A 16,100-nucleotide genomic window follows, 5' to 3' on the forward strand; every position below is an offset into this window, starting at 1 on the left:
GGCGCCGACTCTAGCGCGCGAGTATGACGTGAGCCATCCCGAACCTGCAAAATGCAAGCAAGAATTCCTTGAAATTTTCAAAATAGGCACCTGACCTGCGCAAACGCTTGTCTGGATACGATCCATTTAAACTTACTGCAAGTAAAGTCCGACCAACTACACAAAAAGCCTGAACTTTCGTTCAGGCTTTGGAGTGGACCCTACCGGACTCGAACCGATGACACACGCGGTGTAAACGCGTTGCTCTACCAACTGAGCTAAGGGTCCGCGGAATATCCTAACCGCGAATTGCTCAGATGGAAAGTTTGGTGGCTCGCCCGCGCTAGCTCACAATTTGGAAGGCCGTCCAGCCTGTTGGCAGGTATCGGGTGGTCGTCACCATCAGGCCAGCCGTGCGCGCAGCCTCATCGATATCCTCCATCGGAACCGTCAGCGGTTGGCTCGGATCCGGGACTATCAGCCAAATGTAGGCATCCTCATCGGCGAAACCCGCGCGGCAGTCAACCAGGAGGTCTGCGAGATCGTCGGTATCGCCGTCGTCGGACCTCCACCACGCGATCGCGCCGTCAGCCGATCCGCGATAGTCCTCATCCTCGAGCTGCTCCCCCGTGATCTCCTCGATCGTCGAACGCAACTCCATGTCGACGTCGTCGTCAAACCCAAACTCCTGAATGAGCTGGCCAGATTCGAAGTCGAAATCCTTACCCGTAGCCCGGGACACATCCGCCGCCTTTCGCGTCATCTCGTCATGCATCGCCATTCTAAAGCGTTTGCGATGATGATACGAAACTTCCGTGGCGAGTGCGCGATGAATGATACGGGCGCGCTCGCGTGCGATTTCGTGAGAGTTCTCCTACCTCGGTTCGTGGTTATCGGTGGGGTCTTTGGACCTAAAAAGGTAACCTAGGTATGAACGCGCGATTTGGTACATCGCGCAGACGAACTTACAGAGGAGTAAATCGTGAGTCAACAGCCAATTAGGCCCCTCATTAATGGCTTACTGAGCCAGGTTCCGGACATCAATCCGGAGGAAACACAGGAATGGATCGACTCGATCGAAGGGCTCATTGAGAGCCAAGGCGCTCCGCGTACCCGCTACCTCCTGCAGGCGATGCAGAACCACGCTCGTCGTCGCGGAATCTCGATTCCGCCGAACATCGTCACCCCGTACGTCAACACCATCGGCATCGATGATGAGCCGTACTACCCCGGTGACGAGAACCTTGAGAAGGAAATTCGCCGCTGGACCCGCTGGAACGCCGCCGTCATGGTGACCCGTCAGCAGGATCCCGACATCGCAGTTGGCGGACACATCTCGTCCTACGCCGCGCAGGCCACCCTGTACGAGGTGGGCTTCAATCACTTCTTCCGCGGCAAGAACGCTCCCGGCGGTGGCGATCAGGTCCTGTTCCAGGGTCACTCCTCCCCCGGTAACTACGCGCGTGCCTTCCTTGAGGGCCGCCTGACCGAGGCTGACCTCGACTCGTTCCGCCAGCAGGCCTCGCGCCGCTCGGGGGGACGCGGTCTGCCCTCCTACCCGCACCCGCGCCAGATGCAGGACTTCTGGGAGTTCCCAACGGTGTCGCTTGGCCTTGGCCCGATCTCGGCCATCTACCAGGCGTGGTACAACCGTTACCTGCACGAGCGCGGCCTGAAGGACACCTCGCAGCAGCACGTGTGGGCGTTCCTTGGCGACGGCGAGATGGACGAAGTCGAGTCGCGCGGCGTGCTGCACTTAGCGGCTGGCCAGAACCTCGACAACCTGACCTTCGTCATCAACGCGAACCTGCAGCGGCTCGACGGGCCTGTGCGCGGCAATGGCAAGATCATCCAGGAGCTCGAGGCATCGTTCAAGGGTGCTGGTTGGAACGTCATTAAGGTCGTGTGGGGCCGCGAGTGGGATGAGCTGCTGCAGGCCGATAAGGACCGCGCGCTCGTCAACCTGATGAACGAGACCGTCGACGGCGATTACCAGACCTTCAAGGCGAACGACGGCGCGTACGTGCGCGAGCACTTCTTCGGCCGCGATCCGCGCACCAAGGCCATGGTTGCCGACTGGTCGGATGAGAAGATCTGGGCGCTCAACCGCGGCGGTCACGACTACCGCAAGGTGTACGCGGCCTACAAGGCGGCGACCGAGCATAAGGGTCAGCCGACCGTCATCCTCGCCCACACGATTAAGGGCTACGCGCTCGGCTCGAACTTCGCTGGTCGTAACTCGACCCACCAGATGAAGAAGCTGAACTCTGACGATCTGAAGCTTCTGCGCGACACCCTCGAGCTCGACATCTCGGATGATCAGCTCGACGATCCGTACGAGGCTCCGTACTTCAAGCCCTCGCCGAAGAACCCGGCGCTTGAGTACATGCACGAGCAGCGCCGGAAGCTCGGTGGCTACCTGCCCGAGCGTCGCGTCGTTGAGCAAGGCGTCACGATGCCTGATGAGAAGCACTGGGACGTGCTCAAGGGAGGTTCCGGTAAGCAGAAGGTGGCGACGACGATGGCGTTCGTCCGTCTGCTCAAGGATCTGCTGCGTGATAAGGAGTTCGGCTACCGCATCGTGCCGATCATTCCGGATGAGGCTCGTACGTTCGGTCTGGACTCGATCTTCCCCACCGCGAAGATCTTCAACGTTCACGGCCAGAACTACACGGCTGTCGATTCCGATCTGTTGCTGAACTACAAGGAGTCGGAGAAGGGCCAGATCCTGCACACCGGCATCACGGAGGCAGGTTCGAACGCGGCGTTCACCGCAGTTGGAACCTCCTACGCGACGCACGGTCTGCCGATGGTTCCGGTCTACATCTTCTACTCGATGTTCGGATTCCAGCGCACCGGTGATCAGTTCTGGCACGCGGGCGATCAGTTGGCTCGCGGCTTCATCATGGGTGCGACCGCTGGCCGTACCACGCTGACCGGCGAGGGCCTGCAGCACATGGACGGTCACAGCCACGTCCTGGCATCGACCAATCCGGCCGTCGTCCAGTACGATCCGGCCTACGCCTACGAACTGCGCCACATCATTCGCGACGGCATCGTCCGCATGTACGGCGATGGTTCGGATGGCCGCGATCAGGACGTCATGTACTACATCACGATCTACAACGAGCCGATTCACCAGCCCGCTGAGCCGGAGAACGTTGACGTGGAAGGCATCCTCAAGGGTATCTACCGCATCGAGGAGCCGGAGGGCGATGGACCGACAGTCCAGCTCTTCGCTTCCGGCGTCGGTGTGCCGTGGGCGCGCGACGCTCGCGACATGCTCCGCGAGGACTGGGGCGTTTCCGCCGGCGTGTGGTCTGTGACGTCGTGGCACGAGCTTCGTAAGGAAGGTCTCGAGGTCGACGAGTTCAACTACCTCAACCCGGATAAGGAGCCGCGCAAGGCGTACCTGACCCAGAAGCTCGAGGGTGAGGCCGGCCCGGTCATCGCCACCTCGGACTTCGAGAAGCAGGTCCAGGACGCGATCCGCCCATGGGTCCCGACCGACTACTACGTGCTCGGCGCCAACGGCTTCGGCATCGCGGACACGCGCGCTGCTGCCCGCCGCCACTTCCGCATCGATTCCGCGTCGATGGTCGTGCGAGCGCTTCAGGCTCTGGCTGACCGCGGCGAGATCGACCGCTCGAAGGTTGGCGAAGCGATCAAGAAGTACGAGCTCCTCGACGCCGAGGCTGGCGAAGACGGCTTGGCGAACCCGGACGAGCCGGCCGTCTAGGCCACGCTCTGACGGGCCGGTCGTCTAGGCCACGCTCGGGCGGGCCGGCTGTAAAGGCGACGATCGGGTCGTAACGCGCTCTGACGTAACGCGCTAGGTGCCCGGTGGGAACACTCCCACCGGGCACCTTTCTGTCCGCCTCGCCTCGCCGTGCTCACCCCTTACCAATCTGGCCAGCCCCTCGCCTCCTTCCGCTCTCCCCTTACCAATCGGGTCAGCACCTCACCTCCCTGCACTCTCCCCTCGCGCAAACGGGGCAACTTCCTACCAAACCGGGCAGGAACTTCCTGCACCATTTAGAGAGAACCTGCACCACTTGCAGGAAAGAGCCGGCCAGACATAGGTCAGTCATGAACCGAGTGCGGGACAGGCGCTGGGCATGTGCGAGCCCGGCCCAGGCCGGACGAGCACCAACTCACCAACCGAGGCCCGCCCCTCGCTCTCCTTGCGCTCTGCACTTGCGCAACCGGGGCAACTTCCTACCAAACCGGGCAGGAACTTCCTGCACCATTTAGAGAGAACCTGCACCACTTGCAGATAAGGGGCCGGGTCAGGCACGGGCCGGGTCGGCTACTTCATGGCCTTACCGGTCTGTTCCGGCAGGGCGAAGGCGGCGACGGCCGCCGTCGCAAAGGCCACCGAGAACACACTAAATGCCAACGCGTTCCCGCCGATCCCGACGAAGACCGGCGTCAACAGCGGAGTAATGATCGAGGCGATGCGCCCAAACCCAGCGGCCGCACCGGTGCCCGTGCCACGCACATTCGTGGGGTACAGCTCCGGACCAATCGCATACAGAGCGCCCCACGCGCCAAGGTTGAAGAAGCTCAGCATCATCCCGGCGGCGATAATCTGCCACGGCTCCCCCGCCTGGCCGTACAGGATGGCGGCAACGGCCGAGCCGGCCAAGAACATGGCGAGTGTACGGCGTCGTCCGATGACCTCAATGAGCCAGGCCGCAGCCGCATAGCCCGGGATCTGGGCCAGCGTAATAATCAGCGTGAATTCAAACGAGCGCACGAGCGTGAAACCCTGCGCCGTGAGCAGAGAAGGAATCCACGTAAACGCCCCGTAGTAGGAGAAGTTGATCATGAACCAGATGATCCACAGGGCGACCGTGCGCTTGCGCATCGAGACCGACCAGATCGTGAGGTGCTTTTCTTCCTCAGGGATCGAGGCCTCGTGGGCCTGCAATTCGGCAACGGAGTCGATGGTTTCGCCTTCGTAGGTGTATTCGGCGCCGGCGGATGCTTCGTATTCGCGAACGGTCTGCTCCGCCTTGGCGAACTCGCCCGTCAGCTCTTGGAAGCGCACGGATTCTGGGGTCTTCAAACGGATGATCAGGGCGTAGAGCGCGGGGACGGCCCCGAGGAGGAAGCCCCAGCGCCAGCCGTCGTCGTAGGGAGCGACGACGAAGTACCCGATGAGCGCCGCCGCGATCCAGCCCAGCGCCCAGAAGGCTTCCAGCCACACAATCACGCGGCCGCGGATGTTCTTCGGCGCGAACTCCGAGACGAACGTGGAGGCAACGGGCAGCTCAGCACCGAGGCCAAAGCCCACGATGAAGCGCAACACCAAGAGCATGCCAAGACCCGCCACGAGGGCGGAGGCACCGGTGGCAACGCCGTAGATGAGCAGGGTCAGGGCGAAGACCATACGGCGCCCGATCCTGTCGGCGAGCAGGCCGCCCACGGTCGCGCCGATCGCCATGCCCACGAAGCCAATGGAGATGATCCACGAGCGCTCCGTATCCGAGAGGTTCCACTGCTGTGCGAGCGCTGCGACGATGAAGGAAATGAGGCCGACATCCATCGCGTCGAGGGCCCAGCCGATACCCGTGGTGCCAATGAAGTTACGAAGCTTCTTGGTAAAGGGCAACCGTTCGAGGCGCTCCCCGCGTGTGAGGAATTCGCCCTCGGTGTTGGTGTTGCTCATATTGTCTCCTTTAACAGCGCCAATGAGCGTCAGTGGACATAGAATAGGCTAGTTAAAATCTTCGTTCCAAGGAGTGCAGTGACTCTTATCAATATTGGCTGGGACTTCTTGAAAAGGAAGAAGGCGGCGTTCGGCGCGATCGTTGCACTTCAAGTCCTCCAAGTGCTTCTCAGCCTTGTACTTCCGGCCATCAATGCCAAAATCATTGATGACGGAATTATTCCCGAAAACGTCCCGCTCATTTGGCGCCTTGGCGGCATCATGCTCGGCATCGCTATCTTACAGATCCTCGCGATGGTTGGCGCAATTTATCTCGGCGCTAAGACAGCCATGGAACTCGGCCGCGAACTGCGTGCCAAGACGTTCCGTCAGGTGCAGTCCTTCTCGGCCACCGATCAGCACAAGTTCGGCGCGCCCACGCTCATCACGCGAACCACCAATGACGTGACTCAGGTTCAGATGGTCATCCTGCTGACTTTCACGGTGATGATCATGGCCCCGATCATGGGCTTTGGCGGCGTGTTCATGGCCATCCAGCAAAACGCCAAGCTCTCACTGCTCCTCATCGTGGTCGTTCCGCTCCTTGGCGCCCTCATCCTGCTCGTCATGCGCGCCCTCAGCCCGCGCTACCGGATTCAGCAAGAGCGCATCGACCGCATCAACACGCTGCTACGCGAACAACTCACCGGCGTTCGCGTGATCCGCGCGTTCGTCCGACAGGACACCGAGCGCGAGAAGTTCGACACCGCGAACAAGAACCTGCGCGAAATCTGGCTCCAGATCGGCTTCCTCTGGGCGTTCATGATGCCGGCGGCGAACCTCGTGATCGGCGTCGCCTCGGCCGCCGTCGTCTGGTTTGCCGGCCACCTCATCGAAGCCGGCGACATGCAGGTCGGCGCGCTCACCGCCTACATCACCTACCTCATGATGATCATGATGGCCGTGATGATGTCCGGCATGATGGTCATGCTCTTCCCGCGCGGCGAGGTTTCTGCCAAGCGTTTGCAAGAGATTTACGACGTCGATCCGTCGATTAAAGCACCCGCTTCGCCCACGCCGTTGCCGGCTGGTCCGATCAGTTTCGAACTCGACAACGCTTGCTTGAAGTATCCCGGCGCGGAAGAGCCGGTTCTGAACGACATCAACATGACGTTCGCGCCCGGCAAGGTCACGGCCCTCATTGGTTCAACCGGTTCGGGTAAGTCCTCGGTCATTCGCCTGCTCCCGCGCGTCATCGACGCCACGGGCGGCGAGGTCCGGGCCGGCGGCATCCCCGTCACCGACCTCGACCCCAAGGAGTTGCGCTCCCGTATTGCGCTCGTGCCACAGCGCGCCTTCCTGTTCTCGGGCACGATCGCCTCGAATGTGGCGGGCTCCCCGAGTGCCGACGTCGCTCTGGATCCCGAACGCGTCACGCGCGCCCTGCAGGCCGCTCAGGCGTGGGAATTCGTGGAGAAACTCGAGAAGGGCATCGACGCCGAGGTTGAATCCGGCGGCAAGAACTTCTCCGGCGGGCAGCGCCAGCGCCTCACGATTGCGCGCGCGATCTACCGCTGCCTGCCCGACGAGAACGGCGAGCGCCAAGCGGACCTGCTCATCTTTGACGATTCGTTCTCCGCGCTCGATTTCATCACCGACGCACGCCTGCGATCCGGCCTGCGCTCCTTCGTGGGCGACATCGCCGTGTTTATCGTGGCCCAGCGCGTGTCCACGATCCGTCAGGCCGACGAGATTCATGTTCTCGACGCCGGCGCCGTGGTTGGCCGCGGACGGCACGAAGAGCTGTTGGAGACCTGCGAGACGTATCAAGAGATTGTCGCATCGCAGCTGAGCGCAGAGGAGGCACGATGAGAGGCCACGGTGGTGGCGGCGGCGCAAACCCGTTCGCCAACGACGCTCGCGATGTCAAGGGTGCACTCCTTCGCCTCGCCCGGATGATGCGCTCGGAAAAGCTTCGCATCCTCATCTCCGTCATCTTGATGGCGTTCGCGGCCATTGGCACGGCGCTCACGCCGAAGCTGCTCGGCGACGCCACAAACGTGATTGTGGACGGCATGCAGGCCGACGGCGTCGATTTCTCGGCGCTGGCTCGCGTGCTGGGCCTCGTCGTCGGGCTCTATGCCCTCGCCGCGATCACGAACTTTACGGCGGGAATCTTCATTCGTCAGATCGTACAGAACTTGGGCTACCGCCTGCGCGCGGCAGCACAGGCGAAGATCGATCGACTCTCGCTCTCGTGGCTCGACAAGCAGCCGCGTGGCGACCTGCTCTCGCGTGTCACGAACGACATCGACAACATCACCCAGACCCTCATGCAGACGCTGAATCAGGTCATCATGTCGATCTATAGCCTGATCGGCATCTTGGCGCTGATGATTTGGATTTCGCCCTCGCTGACGTTCATGACGTTGATCGTCATGCCGCTGGGCATTGTGGCGCTCGTGTTCATCCTCAAGAAGGCGCGCCCGCAGTTCCGCATGCAGTGGTCGAAGACCGGCGAGGTGTCCTCGATCGTCGAAGAGTCCTTCACGGGCCTCGACGTCGTGACGGCATACGGCCTCGAGGACGAATTCGAGGAGATCTTCGACGAGGCGAACTACGGGTTGTACGAGGCCGGCTACAAGGGCCAGTTCATCTCGCAGCTCGCGCAGCCGACCATGGGCTTCGTGGCCAACATTGGATTCGTGATCGTGGCCGTCATGGGCGGCCTGCAGGTGATCAACGGCCAGCTCACGATTGGTGGCATGCAGGCCTTCATCCAGTATTCGCGCCAGCTCAACCAGCCGATCTCCACCCTCGCCTCGATGGCGAGCATGCTCCAGTCCGGCGCGGCATCGGGCGAGCGTATCTTCGACTTCCTTGACACCGAGGAGATGGCACCAGACGCCAAGGCCGACTACCGCGACCTCATCCCCGCAGACGAGCTCAAGGGCTCCATCGGGTTCGAGAACGTCGAGTTCTCCTACGAGGAAGGAATCCCGGTCATCAACGGCCTGAACCTGAAGGTCGACAGAGGAGACCAGATCGCGATCGTCGGCCCGACGGGCGCCGGCAAGACGACCCTCGTCAACCTCCTTATGCGCTTCTACGAGATCGACGGCGGCCGCATCACCCTCGATGACGTCTCCACCCGCGAGTTCTCCAAGGATTCGCTACGCTCCGAGATCGGCATGGTTCTTCAGGACACGTGGCTGTTCGAGGGAACGATCGAGGAGAACATCGCGTTCGGCAAGGACGGCGCCACCCACGCCGAGGTTGTGGCAGCGGCGAAAGCGACGGGCGTGGATCGCCTGGTGCGCCAATTGCCCGACGGCTACAACACGAAGATCGACGACGAGGGCGGCAACATTTCCGCCGGCGAGAAGCAGCTGTTGACGATCGCCCGCGCCTATCTCTCGGATCCTGCCGTGCTCATTCTCGATGAGGCCACGTCCTCGGTCGATACCCGCACCGAGATGCTCGTCCAGCGCGCGATGAATGAGCTGCGCGAGGGGCGCACGTCCTTCGTGATCGCCCACCGCCTGTCAACGATTCGCGACGCCGATCTCATCATCGTCATGGTCGATGGCGACGTCGTCGAGCAGGGTACGCACGAGAGCCTGCTGGCACACCACGGCGCCTACTATGACCTGTATCAATCGCAGTTCAGCGGGCCGGGCGTCGTCATCGAAGACACCGAAGAGGACGCTCCGGCGCCTACCTCAGGACAGTCCTGGGGCCACGGCGGCGGGTTCTAGAGCCTAGTCGTCGAAGCCGTTGGCTTGGAGGGCCGTCAGGATCTCGACGAGTTCGCCGGGAGTGTCGGCGGTCTTCCACGCGAGCGCCTCTTCCTCCGGCCACGAGTCGCCCCACGTGACGAGGATCGTGCGCACGCCGTGCTGGCGCGCTCCCTCGATGTCGTAGATCCGGTCCCCCACCATCACGACGTCGTCGCGTAGTGGCACGTCCATGCCCTGCTCCTCGCGAGCGCCCTCGTCGAGGAATCCGGCGGCCTTGAGCTGGTTGAGCGCCTCTTCGACCACGGCGGGTTTGCCGAGGTGGACCTCATCGGGCTGCGATCCGCACAGGATGTCAATGTGGCCGACCAAGCCGAGATTGCGCACGACCTCTTCGGCCACCGTCTGAAGCTTCGACGTGGCGAGCGCGACGGCGAAGCCCTTCTCTCGCACGGTGTCGAGCAGATCAACAACGCCCTCGAACACGGGGGTTTGATGGTGGACCTTGTCGTAGCTTGCCCGGTAGTACTCGATGTAGGCCTCGATGTCCGGCTCGGCCACGCCGAGATGGGCGAAGCTCGAGGTCAGCGGAGGCCCGACGTAGCGCCTATAGGTGTCGTCGGGCTGGTCAAGACCAGCGAGCTCGCGCATGGTCTGGGAAATCGTCTGGGTAATGATCGGCCCGGAATCGGCCAGCGTGCCATCAAGATCAAAGAGAACTGCGTTAACCATTAAACATCGAACATCGAGATGTCGCCTGCGCCGACCCTCTCGATCATTGCCTCTCCACTCGACAGGTCGATCACCGTGGTCGGGCCATCTTCGCCAACGGGCCCATCCACCACAATATCGACGGCGTTTCCAAGCTGATCATTAATGATCCAGCCCTCGGACATCGGCTCGTCCTCGCCCGGCAAAATGAGAGTGGAGGACAGGAGCGGCTCGCCGAGTTCAGCCACGATCGCCTGCGTGATCCGATGGTCAGGGATGCGCGCGCCCACGGTGGCCTTCTTGGGGTTGAGGGTCATGCGCGGCACCTCCTTCGTGCCCTTCATGATGAAGGTGTACGGGCCGGGCGTCAGCGCCTTGATCAGCCTGAAGAAGGAGTTGTTGATGATCACGAGCGAACCGAGCTGGGCGAAGTCGTGGCACAGGAGCGTGAAGTGGTGCTTGTCTCCGACCTGACGGATCGTGCGGATGCGGTCGAGTCCTTCCTTATTGCCGAGCGTGCATGCGATGGCATATCCGGAATCGGTGGGCAGTGCGATCACGTCGCCGTTTCGAAGGCGATCAACGACCTTGCGCACGAGCCTCGGCTGAGGATCTTCCGGGTGGATTTCAACGAAGGATGCCATTAGTTTTCCTCGTCCATCGTGGCGATCGCCAGAGAGAGGTCGTCGATCATCTCGTCTGGTGCGCCCTCGTCCTTGAGAATGTTTACGTATCCACGAGCTTCGTCGATTTTGTTCGCCTCGAGTGCGGCGTTGACGAGTTCTTCGCCCACGGTGGGCGTCTGGGTCTGGGGCTGCCAGCGGCCAAGTCCGAGCTGAATCGCGGCGTCGTGCTGACCGGTCTCTCGCAGAAGCTTCACGCCCTCGGCGAGCGCCAATCCGGATTCGTCACGATCGGCGGCCGTCTCAAGGAATCGCCGAGCCGATTCGGCGTCGTTCCCGCCAGAGAGCCGCGCGAGCTGAACCAGCGGATACCACGCTCGCGGATCGGAACCGATCTCCTCGCTCAGTGCATACAGGATGAGCTCGGGATCCGTGGTTGGCTCGCTCGTCTCTGCCGTGACCCTCTCGCCGGTGAGCGGATCGGCCGGATTGCGATCGTTCTCAGCATTCTTGATGATCGAAGCCAGTTCCTCGAATGCCGCAATATTGTTCGGATCGTTCGACAGCTCGTCGCGCAATTCGACGGCTCGCTGGATCTGTGGTGTGTCTTCGCCGTGGTGAGTCGCATCGAAGAGCTGACGCATGAGTTCTATAAATGCCATACCCTGATCCTAGCCGATTCGGAAATCTCCCATGAATCCGATCTCAACTTCCCTCCAGGAGTGAACATGGTCGACCAACACGATCTTGCCCTTGCCCGTGCTCGCGTGCTGCTTGCGCAGATCGCACCGGAGATCCCCGGGGATGAGATCGTCCCAGGTGCCGATTTAACGGATGACCTCGGCCTCGATCTCGTCTCTGTCTGGGCCCTTGCCACCGGCTTGGAGAAAATGGCGAAAGTGGAGATCAACGACGCCGATATCGCGGCAGCCACGTCGCTTGGCAGCCTGCTTAACCACGCGCTATCCGACGTTCCGCTCGAGTACCAGCAGGCCGACGAAGGCAGTGGCGCCGCGAGCGACGATTCGAAGAGCGACGCCGGGAAGAGCGACGCCGGAAATCACGCCGACGAGGCTGCGACGAGCGACGATGCCCCAGACGAGGACGATGACACGCCGGAGAACCTGCAGTCTGCCTTGGAGGATTTGGCGGATCTCTTTAACTCGTGAGCTCCTCTTTCGGACGATCCCGACACTTTCCACGGCGGCACTGTCAATAATTCACCAAAGCGCACCGAATGACGTAAGCTACATGCGCCGGTGATTTTTCCCGGCATTGGTCAGTCACGTAGCCACCCCCATGGTCATCGTCTTCTCACCATCGATGGTGGCTGACCAAATGAGGCGGGGCTTAGTGCGTGTGCCCCGCCTCATCCTTTTGGATTGTGTATTCAGTTGTTGGGTGTGGCTAACCGACTCGGTGCAGCCAGCGCACCGGCGCCCCCGCTCCCGCGTAGCGGAACACCTCAAGCTCGTCATCCCAGGCCTGACCAAGGGCGACGTCGAGAAGCCTGCGTAGCTCCTGAGCATCACCGCCTGAGTCTTCAAGTGCCGCCCGGATGCGGTTCTCAGGCACGACGACGTTGCCGAGCTGATCGGTCTGAGCGTAGAAGATTCCGAGGCCTGGTGTGCACGACCAGCGCCCGCCGTCGGTCATCGTGGTGGGCTCCTCGGTGACTTCGAAGCGCAGATGCTCCCAACCCCCAAGGGCGGATGCGATCTGCGCGCCCGTGCCAGCTTCACCGGTCCACGAGACTTCGCCGCGGTTCATATTCGGCAGGGCGGGCTGCTTCGTCCACTCAAAATGGACGGGATAGCCAAGCACACTTGTGACCGCCCATTCAACGTGTGGTTGAACAGCCGGTGTCACAGAATGAATAAATATGACGCCACGTGTGGCTTTGTTTTTCACCGGAACCTCCTTATGGGTGAAATTCCCCTTAACACCCGGGAAGGTCCGTTACCTCAAGAATGCCACACGTGGGGCCTAAAGTCACGCCTGTGGGATCTCGTGATTGAAGATGTCTGGCACGGTTGGCGCGAGGAACGCGAAGCCGTGATCGAGAAGCTTTTGGGGATGGACCCGCTGGGAGGCCAACACGGCTTCGTCTGCAAAGTCCTGAAGCGCCAGTCGCATCGCGAATTCTGGTGCTCGGATGAACGCTGGGCGGTTGAAGTGATCGGCGAGATCCTGGTGCCACTCCTTGTTCTGCACGGGATCCGGACTCGTCATGTTCACCGGACCAGAGATGTCGTCGTGCAGGAGCAGGTACAGGAGCGCGCGTACGTAGTCGTCGCGTGCGATAGTGGGCATCCAGTTGCTGCCATCGCCCAGCTGAGCGCCGAGACCGATGCGGTACGGGTGCTGGAGAATGCCGAGCATGCCGCCGTCGGCGCCCATGACGAGCCCGGTGCGGACGTTGACGGTACGGATGCCGACGTCGGCCGCGCGGTTTGCTTCCGCCTCCCACGCGCTACACAGCTCGCCGAGGAATCCCCCGCCGTTGGGGCTGTCTTCGGTGAGGATCTGGTCGCCGTTGTCTGCCCCGTAGTAGCCCACGGCTGAGCCGCTGATGAGCACCTCGGGGCGATCAGTGCGCGCTTTGAGCGCGTCGACGATTGTTCGGACCGAATCGATTCGCGAATTCCACAGGACTTCCTTGTAGGAATCGGTCCACGGCCGGCTAAACAGCCCGGCGCCGTTCAGGCAGATCACGCCGTAGGCGCCGTCGAAGACGGACACGTCGATGCGACCGTCGGCCGGATCCCACTGGAAGTCCTCGACGCCGCTGATGGGTTCGGCGTCGTTGGAACGAACAAGCCGGCGGACGTCGTAACCTGCGGATAGTGATGCCTCGATCAGGCGCGAACCGATAAAGCCGGATGCGCCGGCGAGAACGAGAATGGGTGTAGTCATGATTGCTGCTCCCTAAGTTGACGGAACGCTTCCTTCTTCAGCGAGCGTTCCAGTCGGTCAATGTAGAGGTAACCATCGAGGTGGTCGACCTCGTGTTGGACGAGCTGGCCCCAGATTCCATCGCCTTCGACGACGACGGGGTTGCCATCGAGGTCGATACCCTCAGCGCGCGCATACACTGCGCGCTTGCAGGGGAACCACAGTTCGGGGACGGATAGGCAGCCTTCGTCGTCGTTTTGGAACTCGTCGGTGGACATGTCGGTGATAACGGGGTTGAGAATGTATCCGGTGTTGCCCTCGATGTTCCACGAGAATGCGCGGTAGGAGACTCCGATCTGGTTAGCCGCGAGTCCGGCGCGCCCTGGCTCATCCACAGTTTCTAAGAGGTCCTCCACGAGCTGCTCAATGCCCGACGTGATCTCCATGATGGGATCGCAGGGCGTGCGGAGGACGGGGTCACCAATGATGCGGATGTCTCTTTTAGCCATGGTGGCATTGTCTCACTGTCGGCGCGTCGCCGCGTACACCTAAGCGCAATGCGAAAGCCCGATACCAGCACTTTTCGTGTTGATACCGGGCTTCTGGAGTGGCTCCCGCGGTTGGACTCGAACCAACAACCCTTCGATTAACAGTCGAATGCTCTGCCATTGAGCTACGCGGGATTGCGACTTGATTACTTTAACAAACTGATGTGTAAAAGCGAATTTTCAAGTGCGATTTTTCGGCCAGTGTGGGTCGTTCCACAACCCGCTAGGCGTCGTCGAGGCCGACGGCCTCTCGGAGCTGGCCTTCGAACGCGTCGAGAGCCTCCTGATCAGTCTCGTCAATCTCGGAATCGATGATGATCTGCGTAAACAGAGTGTCGTCGGGGTTTCGGCGGACTTGACCGCGCGCGATCGCGCCGGACGGAAGTTCTTCGACCTGGCGGTAGACAATCGATCGCTCGATGCGTTCGCGGATCATGGTGATCGCTGTGCCGTCGGCGTCGCGCGGGATTGCGAAGGACATGGGCGCGTTGCGCGGGTGGACGAAGGTCAGAGCAAGGGTGTTCGTATCGTCGTCCCACGATCCCGCTTCGAAATCTGACCAAGAGTAGATGTCCCGTTCCCCATCTGGGGCGACGACGGCCATGAATCCGTCCCAGCCCGCGATCCAGACGCCTTCGGATTCGGGTTCGACGGGAGTCGCCGCAGCCGGCATGTGGCCGGCGTCGTCGACGAGGTGCGCCGGGAACTTCTTACGACCAAACATTCACGATCTCCTCTACTGCCGCGGGTGCAGGAAGATAGGAGCCATCGGAGCCGGACTTGATATTTTGCGCTGCAAAGAATCCGAGCACCGCGAGGATGAGACCAAAGACGAGGCCACCGATCATGTTGCGGCGCTGCGAGCGCTTGAGCTGCTCACGCATCTCAGGTGTGAGTGCGTCTTTCCCGGTGGGACGCGGCTGCGTTGTCTCCTCGGAACGATCGTCCATCGGCCATACCTTCCATCAACATCATGAAACATGACCACCATAGCCGAATGACGATGCCCAGTCGGCTAGCGATTCGCGGTCAGCACAGCTTCTGCCTCGACTGCGGTGACGGGTTGGCCAATCGTGTCCGTGAAGGCGTCGCCGGGCACGTTGTACCAGTTGGCGGTGCCTGCGAACCTGATAGAGACGTCCCACGAGATGTGTACGGCCGGGGTGTACGTTCCGGGGCGCGTGTATTGGCCGCGCGCGTCCCCATCTGGATACGGGCCACCCGGCCCTGCGGTGGTGAACTGGGTGCCGTCACCGAGATCCCACGTGAATGCGGTCGGGTGGAATTGCAGTTCGAGCGGAGTGTTCAAGACGGTAACGTTCGCCGTGTATGGGCGCGCGCTCGAAGCGAAGTAAACATCCTTGTTAATGACGACCTCACCCGAGCCCGGCTCGAGCGTAAGCACACCGGAGGCGATGATGGTTTGGGCGTTCTCGCGAATGTAGATGCCGAGGTCCGCCACCGTCATGACGGCGGGAGCCGCGGCTGCGTCGCCCGGTTCCGTGGCCGTGCGGTTCAGGCAGTATTCCGCGAGTGGGCCGGAGAACTGGGCACCCTCGAAATATCCTGCGCCCGAGCTCGAGTAGGTGCCAAAGTATTGATCGCACATTTGGTCCGCGGTCAGTCCCTCGAGCTCTGCAAGAATGCCGGTCTTCGGTGGCTCGACCGGCTGCGCAACGGGCACTCCGGTACGTCCTCCCCCGCCGCCCGGGTTTGAAACTGGATTTCGTCCCACTGGCTCTTCGGAATACTCGGAAACAATCGTCACGGTTGATCCTGAAGTCGACGCTTCCCAACTTCCGGTAATTTCATCAGAATCTGGACCCGTTGCGAAGAAGAATAGGAAGATTTCAATCCCCACCATTACAAGTCCTTCTCACCGAACATCTCCGGTACGAGAATGTCGAAAGATCTCACCAGCAACTTCCCGTCAACTTCCTTTATTCCAATCACA

The 16,100-nt window shown here is 61.4% G+C and carries 15 protein-coding genes and 2 tRNA genes; 4 read left to right on the forward strand and 13 right to left on the reverse strand.

Annotated features, from left to right (window positions below; translation table 11 throughout):
- Positions 1–194: 194 nt before the first annotated feature.
- Positions 195–267: transfer RNA gene (locus ACHFFR_RS05795), tRNA-Val, on the reverse strand.
- A gap of 55 nt (positions 268–322) precedes the next feature.
- Positions 323–754 carry a DUF3052 family protein gene (locus tag ACHFFR_RS05800; RefSeq protein WP_394263325.1) on the reverse strand — a complete coding sequence of 144 codons (432 nt, stop codon included), beginning with the start codon at positions 752–754 and terminating at the stop codon, positions 323–325.
- 207 nt (positions 755–961) lie between these two features.
- Here ACHFFR_RS05800 and aceE point away from each other — a divergent pair, with 207 nt between their 5' ends.
- A complete protein-coding gene (gene aceE / locus ACHFFR_RS05805; protein WP_394263326.1) occupies positions 962–3,718 on the forward strand; it encodes a pyruvate dehydrogenase (acetyl-transferring), homodimeric type in 2,757 nt (918 codons plus the stop codon).
- 570 nt (positions 3,719–4,288) lie between these two features.
- Here the strand turns inward: aceE and ACHFFR_RS05810 are convergent.
- Positions 4,289–5,653 (reverse strand): MFS transporter, encoded by a 1,365-nt coding sequence (locus ACHFFR_RS05810; protein ID WP_394263327.1) that lies wholly within the window; start codon positions 5,651–5,653, stop codon positions 4,289–4,291.
- Positions 5,654–5,731: 78 nt separating this feature from the next.
- On the opposite strand from ACHFFR_RS05810, the gene ACHFFR_RS05815 reads away from it, so the two are divergent.
- Both ACHFFR_RS05815 and ACHFFR_RS05820 read left to right on the forward strand, forming a co-directional pair.
- Entirely contained in the window at positions 5,732–7,504 is a 1,773-nt protein-coding gene (locus ACHFFR_RS05815; protein WP_394263328.1) for an ABC transporter ATP-binding protein, read from the forward strand.
- Positions 7,501–9,390 (forward strand): ABC transporter ATP-binding protein, encoded by a 1,890-nt coding sequence (locus ACHFFR_RS05820; RefSeq protein WP_394263329.1) that lies wholly within the window; start codon positions 7,501–7,503, stop codon positions 9,388–9,390. The genes ACHFFR_RS05815 and ACHFFR_RS05820 overlap by 4 nt, the downstream gene beginning before the upstream one ends.
- Positions 9,391–9,393: 3 nt before the next feature.
- Here the strand turns inward: ACHFFR_RS05820 and ACHFFR_RS05825 are convergent, their stop codons facing one another.
- The 3 genes from ACHFFR_RS05825 to ACHFFR_RS05835 are packed head-to-tail and all read right to left on the reverse strand — an operon-like array spanning position 9,394 to position 11,365.
- Positions 9,394–10,101, reverse strand: a complete 708-nt coding sequence (locus tag ACHFFR_RS05825; protein ID WP_394263330.1) for an HAD family hydrolase — start codon at positions 10,099–10,101, stop codon at positions 9,394–9,396.
- Positions 10,101–10,724 carry an L-threonylcarbamoyladenylate synthase gene (locus ACHFFR_RS05830; RefSeq protein ID WP_394263331.1) on the reverse strand — a complete coding sequence of 208 codons (624 nt, stop codon included), beginning with the start codon at positions 10,722–10,724 and terminating at the stop codon, positions 10,101–10,103. The genes ACHFFR_RS05825 and ACHFFR_RS05830 overlap by 1 nt, the downstream gene beginning before the upstream one ends.
- Positions 10,724–11,365, reverse strand: a complete 642-nt coding sequence (locus tag ACHFFR_RS05835) for a hypothetical protein (RefSeq protein WP_394263332.1) — start codon at positions 11,363–11,365, stop codon at positions 10,724–10,726. The genes ACHFFR_RS05830 and ACHFFR_RS05835 overlap by 1 nt, the downstream gene beginning before the upstream one ends.
- Before the next feature lie 66 nt (positions 11,366–11,431).
- Between ACHFFR_RS05835 and ACHFFR_RS05840 the strand changes: the two genes are divergently transcribed.
- Complete coding sequence (locus tag ACHFFR_RS05840; RefSeq protein ID WP_394263333.1) at positions 11,432–11,872, forward strand: phosphopantetheine-binding protein; 441 nt, start codon at positions 11,432–11,434, stop codon at positions 11,870–11,872.
- 238 nt (positions 11,873–12,110) lie between these two features.
- On the opposite strand, the gene ACHFFR_RS05845 is transcribed toward ACHFFR_RS05840, so the two are convergent.
- From ACHFFR_RS05845 to ACHFFR_RS05875, 7 genes are all read right to left on the reverse strand, one after another.
- A complete protein-coding gene (locus ACHFFR_RS05845; RefSeq protein WP_394263334.1) occupies positions 12,111–12,614 on the reverse strand; it encodes a DUF3145 domain-containing protein in 504 nt (167 codons plus the stop codon).
- Between the two features lie 81 nt (positions 12,615–12,695).
- Positions 12,696–13,619 (reverse strand): TIGR01777 family oxidoreductase, encoded by a 924-nt coding sequence (locus ACHFFR_RS05850; protein WP_394263335.1) that lies wholly within the window; start codon positions 13,617–13,619, stop codon positions 12,696–12,698.
- Positions 13,616–14,107: a peptide deformylase gene (locus ACHFFR_RS05855; RefSeq protein ID WP_394263336.1), complete on the reverse strand. Its 492-nt coding sequence runs from the start codon at positions 14,105–14,107 to the stop codon at positions 13,616–13,618. The genes ACHFFR_RS05850 and ACHFFR_RS05855 overlap by 4 nt, the downstream gene beginning before the upstream one ends.
- A 99-nt stretch (positions 14,108–14,206) precedes the next feature.
- Positions 14,207–14,281: transfer RNA gene (locus ACHFFR_RS05860), tRNA-Asn, on the reverse strand.
- Between the two features lie 88 nt (positions 14,282–14,369).
- Complete coding sequence (locus ACHFFR_RS05865; protein WP_394263337.1) at positions 14,370–14,870, reverse strand: hypothetical protein; 501 nt, start codon at positions 14,868–14,870, stop codon at positions 14,370–14,372.
- A complete protein-coding gene (locus ACHFFR_RS05870; RefSeq protein WP_394263338.1) occupies positions 14,857–15,096 on the reverse strand; it encodes a hypothetical protein in 240 nt (79 codons plus the stop codon). The genes ACHFFR_RS05865 and ACHFFR_RS05870 overlap by 14 nt, the downstream gene beginning before the upstream one ends.
- A 65-nt stretch (positions 15,097–15,161) precedes the next feature.
- Positions 15,162–16,010: a hypothetical protein gene (locus ACHFFR_RS05875; protein ID WP_394263339.1), complete on the reverse strand. Its 849-nt coding sequence runs from the start codon at positions 16,008–16,010 to the stop codon at positions 15,162–15,164.
- Between the last annotated feature and the right edge of the window lie 90 nt (positions 16,011–16,100).

Origin of the sequence: Trueperella sp., assembly GCF_043424875.1 — a bacterium.
Classification (GTDB): Bacteria; Actinomycetota; Actinomycetes; order Actinomycetales; family Actinomycetaceae; genus Trueperella.

Coding starts and splice junctions, on each gene's coding strand:
- ACHFFR_RS05800 (WP_394263325.1), bottom strand. CDS start 754: ATGCATGACGAGATGACGCGAAAGGCGGCGGATGTGTCCCGGGCTACG.
- ACHFFR_RS05810 (WP_394263327.1), bottom strand. CDS start 5,653: ATGAGCAACACCAACACCGAGGGCGAATTCCTCACACGCGGGGAGCGC.
- ACHFFR_RS05820 (WP_394263329.1), top strand. CDS start 7,501: ATGAGAGGCCACGGTGGTGGCGGCGGCGCAAACCCGTTCGCCAACGAC.
- ACHFFR_RS05825 (WP_394263330.1), bottom strand. CDS start 10,101: ATGGTTAACGCAGTTCTCTTTGATCTTGATGGCACGCTGGCCGATTCC.
- ACHFFR_RS05830 (WP_394263331.1), bottom strand. CDS start 10,724: ATGGCATCCTTCGTTGAAATCCACCCGGAAGATCCTCAGCCGAGGCTC.
- ACHFFR_RS05835 (WP_394263332.1), bottom strand. CDS start 11,365: ATGGCATTTATAGAACTCATGCGTCAGCTCTTCGATGCGACTCACCAC.
- ACHFFR_RS05840 (WP_394263333.1), top strand. CDS start 11,432: ATGGTCGACCAACACGATCTTGCCCTTGCCCGTGCTCGCGTGCTGCTT.
- ACHFFR_RS05850 (WP_394263335.1), bottom strand. CDS start 13,619: ATGACTACACCCATTCTCGTTCTCGCCGGCGCATCCGGCTTTATCGGT.
- ACHFFR_RS05855 (WP_394263336.1), bottom strand. CDS start 14,107: ATGGCTAAAAGAGACATCCGCATCATTGGTGACCCCGTCCTCCGCACG.
- ACHFFR_RS05865 (WP_394263337.1), bottom strand. CDS start 14,870: ATGTTTGGTCGTAAGAAGTTCCCGGCGCACCTCGTCGACGACGCCGGC.
- ACHFFR_RS05870 (WP_394263338.1), bottom strand. CDS start 15,096: ATGGACGATCGTTCCGAGGAGACAACGCAGCCGCGTCCCACCGGGAAA.
- ACHFFR_RS05875 (WP_394263339.1), bottom strand. CDS start 16,010: ATGGTGGGGATTGAAATCTTCCTATTCTTCTTCGCAACGGGTCCAGAT.